At 67.2% G+C, this 6,792-nt stretch carries 3 protein-coding genes; 1 reads left to right on the plus strand and 2 read right to left on the minus strand.

The genetic code is table 11. The features are described from left to right. Positions 1–144 precede the first annotated feature (144 nt). Entirely contained in the window at positions 145–1,764 is a 1,620-nt protein-coding gene (gene purH / locus U1703_RS14085; protein ID WP_332786175.1) for a bifunctional phosphoribosylaminoimidazolecarboxamide formyltransferase/IMP cyclohydrolase, read from the plus strand. Between the two features lie 131 nt (positions 1,765–1,895). On the opposite strand, the gene U1703_RS14090 is transcribed toward purH, so the two are convergent. Both U1703_RS14090 and polA read right to left on the minus strand, forming a co-directional pair. Beyond that, positions 1,896–3,410 (minus strand): lipopolysaccharide biosynthesis protein, encoded by a 1,515-nt coding sequence (locus U1703_RS14090; protein ID WP_320452906.1) that lies wholly within the window; start codon positions 3,408–3,410, stop codon positions 1,896–1,898. Between the two features lie 331 nt (positions 3,411–3,741). Then, positions 3,742–6,516 carry a DNA polymerase I gene (polA, locus tag U1703_RS14095; protein ID WP_332786176.1) on the minus strand — a complete coding sequence of 925 codons (2,775 nt, stop codon included), beginning with the start codon at positions 6,514–6,516 and terminating at the stop codon, positions 3,742–3,744. Between the last annotated feature and the right edge of the window lie 276 nt (positions 6,517–6,792).

A 6,792-nucleotide genomic window follows, 5' to 3' on the forward strand; every position in this document is an offset into this window, starting at 1 on the left:
AAGCTTCCCGGTCAACGCGCGATCATCCCGTCCGGTGGCACGCCCGCCATGGCGCGGCGCGATGCCCGAATCACATTTTGCGCTTCGATCGATCGGCGTCTATCGGGTCCGCAAACTCCTCCCAAGCTTAGGACCCGCTGCCCGATGGCCGTTTCGCTCCCCACCGCTCCCTCCGTCGATCTGGTGCCGGTTCGCCGCGCGCTGCTGTCGGTGTCCGACAAGACCGGCGTCATCGACCTGGCCCGTTCGCTTGCCGAGCGGGGCGTCGACCTCGTCTCGACCGGCGGCACCGCCAAGGCGATCCGCGATGCGGGCCTGCCGGTGCGTGACATCTCCGAGGTCACCAACTTCCCCGAGATGATGGACGGCCGGGTCAAGACGCTGCACCCGATGGTCCATGGCGGCCTGCTCGCGGTGCGCGACGACCCCGCGCACGCGGCGGCGATGACCGAGCATGGCATCGGCGCGATCGACCTGGTGGTCGTCAACCTCTACCCCTTTCAGCAGACCGTCGCGAAGGGCGCGGAGCGGCCGGAGATCATCGAGAATATCGATATCGGCGGCCCGTCGATGGTCCGCTCGGCGGCCAAGAACCATGGTTACGTCTCGATCCTGACCGATCCGGCCGACTATGCCGACTATCTCGCCGATCTGGCGGCCAATGACGGTGCCTCGAGCCTGAAGACGCGCCAGCGCCTCGCCGCCAAGGCGTTCGCCGCCACCGCCGCCTATGACTCCGCGATCGCGCAGTGGTTCGGCTTCGTCGACCAGGGCGAGGCGTTTCCGGCCACCCTGCCGCTCGCCTTCACCAAGCATCCCGAAACCCTGCGCTACGGCGAAAATCCGCATCAGGTCGCCGCACTCTATCTGCCGCAAAAGGGCGGCCAGGGCATCGCCCAGGCCGAGCAGCTGCAGGGCAAGGCGCTGAGCTACAACAACCTCAACGACGCCGATGCCGCGCTGGAGCTGGTCAGCGAGTTCATCGACGGGCCGCCGACCGTGGTGATCGTCAAGCACGCCAACCCCTGCGGCGTGGCGAGCGGCGATACGCTGCTCGAGGCGTATCAGGCGGCCTTCGCCTGCGACACGGTGTCGGCGTTTGGCGGCATCATCGCCTGCAACCGTCCGCTCGATGCCGAGACGGCTGAAGCGATCTCGGGCATCTTCACCGAAGTGGTGGTGGCCCCGGACGCGTCGCCAGAGGCGCGCGCGATCTTCGCCAGGAAGAAGAACCTGCGCCTGCTGCTGTCGGGCGAACTGCCCAACCCGTCGCGCCCCGGCCTGATGATGAAGTCGATCGCGGGCGGCCTGCTGGTCCAGAGCCGCGACAATGGCCGCCTGACCGATGATATGCTGAAGGTCGTGACCAAGCGTGCACCGACCGAGCAAGAGCTGGCCGATTGCCGCTTCGCCTGGACCGTCGCCAAGCACGTCAAGTCGAACGCCATCGTCTATGCCAAGGGCGGATCGACCGCTGGCGTCGGCGCGGGCCAGATGAATCGCCTGGAGTCGGCGCGCATCGCCGCGTGGAAGGCCAAGGATGCCGCCGAGAAGGCGGGCTGGGCCGAGCCTCGCACCATCGGTTCGGCGGTCGCGTCGGACGCCTTCTTCCCGTTCGCCGACGGCCTGCTCGCGGCGGTCGAGGCGGGTGCCACGGCGGTGATCCAGCCGGGTGGCTCGATCCGCGACGACGAGGTCATCGCGGCGGCGGACGAGGCGGGCCTGGCGATGATGTTCACCGGCATGCGCCACTTCCGGCACTAAGCAAAATTTCTCCCCGGCACGGGGAGGGGGACCATGCGCAGCATGGTGGAGGGGTGTCCCGCTCTCGATAAGGGCGACACCCCTCCGTCAGTCCTTCGGACTGGCACCTCCCCTTGCAGGGGAGGAAATTCTTACCGCGTAATCCCGCCCGCGTTGGGCAAGGTCGCCTCTTCCACGCTCGGGGCCTTGGCGAACAGCGCGCGGTCCGCCGGACCGAAGGCCCAGCGCCACAGGATCAGCAGATAGGTCGCCGCGATCGCGGGCTCGCCGAACAGCAGTTCGGCCCATTCCAGCCGCTGGGGCAGCAGCGTGAAGGCGCCGCCCACCACCACCGCCGCGCCTGCCGCCCAGACCAGCGGCCAGCGGAACGGCGACACCGGCGCCTTCAATATGCCCGACAGCACGCGTGCCTTGATGACCGAGGTCATGGTCACACTCATCGCCAGCGCGACCGCCGGGCCCGCCGCCGCCCATGTGTCGGGCCAGCCCAGCGCGCGCATCCCCAGGATCAGCGCAAAGCTCAGGCCGATCTGCACCCCCAGCATCGCGATGGAGATCATCAGGTTGCGGTGACGCGCGGTATAGACCAGCGCCGATTCACACACCGCCCCCGTCGAGGCGAGCACCTCGGCGAACAGCAGGAAGGCGAGCGCGGCGGTGCCCGAGACGAATTGCGGGCCGACCACGCCCATCACGCCTTCGCCCGGGATCGATCCCATCAGCGCCAGGCATCCTTGCGCCGCCATGATCCAGAACGCGACCTGGCGGACCTGTCGTGCGATCGCGGCCATGTCGCCATTGGCCAGGCTCTGGGTGATGACCGGGCCCAGGATCGGGTCGAAACTGGTCTTCAACTTCTGCGGCAGCGAGGCGACCTGCTGCGCCATATAATAGATGCCGACGATGCGCGGCTCGAACATCACGCCCAGGATGAAGCGATCGACATTGCGCGTGCCCCATTCCAGCGCGTCGGCCCCGGCCAGCGGTGCGTTGGCACGAGCGAGCGCGAAGACGCGGGCGAGGCGCGGGCTCCACCCGTGTGGCAGGCCATAGCTGCGCAGGAACGGCACCAGGCTGGCGATCAGCGCCGCCGTCATCGACGCGACATAGGACAGGACCAGCCCGTCGCGGATGGTGAAGAAGGAGAAGACCCAGGCGGCGATCGAGATCGTCCAGGGCTCGATCACTGCGCGTGCGGTCACCGTCGCCTTGACGTTGTGGCGATAGGCGAGCGCGGCCAGGCTGACGTCGGACCAGGCGATGGCGACGATGATCGCGGGCAGCCACCGGTCCAGCCCGGTGATCGCGCTGTTGGGATAGAGCAGCTCGGGAAAGCTCCACAGCACCGCGCTCGCCGTGATCGAGGCGAGAAAGGCCAGCGCCATCGCATCCCAGACGACATGGACATGCGGCCGCTCGGTCGAGGCCAGCGCCTGTGCCAGCCCGCGCTTCATGCCCAGCGTCGCGACCAGCGCCGCCAGCTCGACCACGACGACCGCGATGGCGAAACGCCCGACCAGATCGGGGCCATAGATCCTTCCTGCGATGAACAGGAATGGGATGCGCGCCGCCAGCCGCAGGGCGAACCCGGCGATATTGGTCCGCCCACCCTTGGCGAGCGCGTCGATGTCCTGGGTCTGAGGCATCAGAGGACGCGAAGTCCCAGAGTTGGTTGGCATAATATGAACGCACCCCTCCCCTTCAGGGGAGGGGCCGGGGGTGGGGCATCGCCGCAGATGCGACGCTGGTGGACATGCCCCACCCCAACCCCTCCCCTGAAGGGGAGGGGCTTGTGTCGATTGCGAGGATTTCCTTCCCTGGAAAGGGAGGTGGCAGGCCCAAGGCCTGACGAAGGGGTGTCACCGGCCGCGAGGATCACTGCCGTAGTGGACGGCCATGCCCCTCCACCATGGCTGTCGCCATGGTCCCCCTCCCCAAGCCGAGCTTGGGGAGGATTGGCGTATCGGCGGGCGTGGATCAATGCGCCGCGCCCCAGCTCTTGCCGAACCCGATCTCTACGCCCAGCGGCACCGACAGCGAGACGGCCGGTTCGGCCGCGCCCGCCATCACTTCGCGGATGACCTTGCCCGCCGCTTCCGCATCCGCCTCGGGTGCCTCGAATACCAGTTCGTCGTGTACCTGGAGCAGCATCCGCACATGGCCCAGGCCTGCGGCGGCGAGCGCGGGTTCCATGCGGACCATCGCGCGCTTGATGATGTCGGCGCTGGTCCCCTGGATCGGTGCGTTGATCGCGGCGCGCTCGGCCCCCTGGCGCTCGCCCTGGTTGCGCGAGGCGATGCGCGGAAAATGCGTCTTGCGCCCGAACAGCGTGGTGGTGAAACCCTTCTCGCGCACCGCAGACAGGGTTTCGGCGATGTAGCGGTTGATGCCCGGGAAGCGCTCGAAATAGCGGTCGATCATGGCTTGCGCCTCGTCCGCCGACACGTCGAGGCGGCCCGCAAGCCCCCAGCGCGAAATGCCGTAGAGGATGGCGAAGTTGATCGTCTTGGCTCGGCCGCGCGTGTCGCGATTCACCTCGCCGAACAGCTCCTTGGCGGTCAGGCTGTGGATGTCGTCGCCATTGGCGAAGGCGTCGCGCAGCGCGGGCACGTCTGCCATATGCGCGGCCAGCCGCAATTCGATCTGCGAATAGTCGGCGGCGATCAGGACATGGCCCTCTTCCGCGATGAACGCCTCGCGCAGCTGCCGCCCGACCTCGGTACGGATCGGGATGTTCTGCAGATTGGGCTCGGTCGAGGACAGGCGCCCGGTCTGTGCGCCGGTCAGGCTGTAGCTGGTGTGGACGCGGCCGGTCTTGGGATTGATCTGCGCCTGGAGCGCGTCGGTATAGGTGCTCTTCAGCTTGGACAGCTGGCGCCATTCCAGGATCTTGCGCACGATCTCCGCCGCATCGCCGCCGTCGCGCGCCAGGCGTTCGAGTTCGGTCACATCGGTCGAATAGACACCGGACTTGCCCTTGCGTCCGCCTTTCAGTCCCAGCCGGTCGAACAGGATCTCGCCCAGCTGCTTGGGGCTGCCGATGGTGAAGGGGGTGCCCGCCAGGCCATGGATCTCGCCCTCCAGCGCGGCGATCTGCCCGGCGAACTCGGTCGAAAGGGCGGCCAGCCGCTCGCGATCGACCTTGATGCCGCGCCGTTCCATCCCCGCGATCACCGGCACCAGCGGCCGGTCGACCATCTCGTAGACGCGCGTCGCCTGCTCCATGGTGAGGCGCGCCTTGAATCGCTTCCACAGCCGCAGCGTGACGTCGGCATCCTCGGCGGCGTAGCGGGTGGCGGTCTTGAGATCGACCTCGTGGAAGCCGAGCTGCTTCTTGCCGGTGCCGACCACCTCCTTGAAGGCAAGGCAGGTGTGCGACAGGTGAGTCGCGGCCAGCTCGTCCATGCCGTGCCCGTGCAGGCCGGCATCGAGGTCGAAGCTGAGGACGATCGTGTCGTCGTGCGGCGCGACGGCGATGCCGCGCTCGCCCAGCACGATCATGTCGAACTTCAGGTTCTGGCCGATCTTCAGGACCGACGGGTCCTCGCACAGCGACTTGATCCGCTCGAGCGCTTGCGCGACCGGAATCTGCACCGGCACTTCCGACAACAGGTCGTTGCCGCCATGGCCGAGCGGGATGTAGCACGCCTTGTTGGGCGCGAGGCACAGGCTGACGCCGACCAGTTCGGCCTGGGTCGCGTCGGTCGAGCTGGTTTCGGTATCGATCGCGATGAAGCCCTGGTGACGGGCGTCCGCGACCCATTGGTCGAGCGTGTCGAGGTCCTGCACCGTGACATAGCCGTCGAGATTGCACGGCTCGTCATCGTCCATCGGGGCGGCGGGCGCGGCTTCCCCGGCGGCGGGGGCGGGCGCGGCATCGTCGGTGATCTGGCCCATCTTGGCGATCAGCGAGCGGAAACCGTGATGCTCCAGGAACGCGCGAAGCGGCGCATCCGGGATGGTCGGATGCAGCGCCAGTTCCTCCAGTGGCTGCGGCAGCGGCGCGTTGCACTCCAGCGTGACCAGCCGCTTCGACAGCCGGGCATTGTCGGCATGTTCGATCAGGTTGTCGCGCAGCTTGCCCTTCTTCATCTCGGGCGCGGCGGCGAGCACGGATTCCAGGTCGCCATGCTCGACGATCAGCTTGGAGGCGGTCTTGGGCCCGACACCCGGCACGCCCGGCACGTTATCGACACTGTCGCCCATCAGCGCCAGCACGTCGCCCAGCTGCTTCGGCCCGACACCGAACTTCTCGACGACATAGGCCTCGCCCAGGCGGCGATTGTTCATCGTGTCGAGCATGTCGAGGCTGCCATCCTCGACCAGCTGCATCAGGTCCTTGTCGCCCGACACGATCGTGACCTGCCACCCTTGCGCCAGCGCGGCGCGGGCATAGCAGGCGATCAGGTCGTCCGCCTCCAGCCCCATCTCCTCGATGCAGGGCAGCGAGAAGGCGCGGGTGGCATCGCGGATCATCGGGAACTGGGGCACCAGATCGGGCGGGGGCGGGGGCCGGTGCGCCTTGTACTGGTCGTACATCTCGTTGCGGAAGGTCTTGGACGACTTGTCGAGGACCACCGCCATATGGGTCGGCCCGTCGGCGGCGTTGATCTCGTCCACCAGCTTCCACAGCATGGTGGTATAGCCGTACACCGCCCCCACCGGCTCGCCATGCTTGTTCGTCAGCGGCGGCAGGCGGTGATAGGCGCGAAAGATATAGCCGGAGCCGTCGACAAGATAGAGATGGGGCATGATCCGCGCGGTTTAGCGGAACAGAGAGAGGGTAAACAGCCCCTGATGTTAGCGGTTTTTCGGGCGTGTGGCGGATGGGTCACGGTTGAGCGGTATGCTCGCTGCCTCGCCAGATGTGGCTTATGGCGGAATGTTGAAAAGCAGCGAATGTCTGGAATGGGTGGTTACCTGCCGTTACCGTCGAGCAGCGCTTTGAGCTCGCTCACCGCGCCGACAAGGTCTCCAGCGGGTAGAACGATCACATCGCTCGGTATCGGCTCGAAGCCCATCTTTGGT

The organism is Sphingomonas flavida (assembly GCF_036663655.1).
Classification (GTDB): Bacteria; Pseudomonadota; Alphaproteobacteria; order Sphingomonadales; family Sphingomonadaceae; genus Sphingomonas.

Excerpts from the sequence above, each read along its gene's own strand:
- purH (WP_332786175.1), top strand. The coding sequence starts at position 145 with ATGGCCGTTTCGCTCCCCACCGCTCCCTCCGTCGATCTGGTGCCGGTT.
- U1703_RS14090 (WP_320452906.1), bottom strand. The coding sequence starts at position 3,410 with ATGCCTCAGACCCAGGACATCGACGCGCTCGCCAAGGGTGGGCGGACC.
- polA (WP_332786176.1), bottom strand. The coding sequence starts at position 6,516 with ATGCCCCATCTCTATCTTGTCGACGGCTCCGGCTATATCTTTCGCGCC.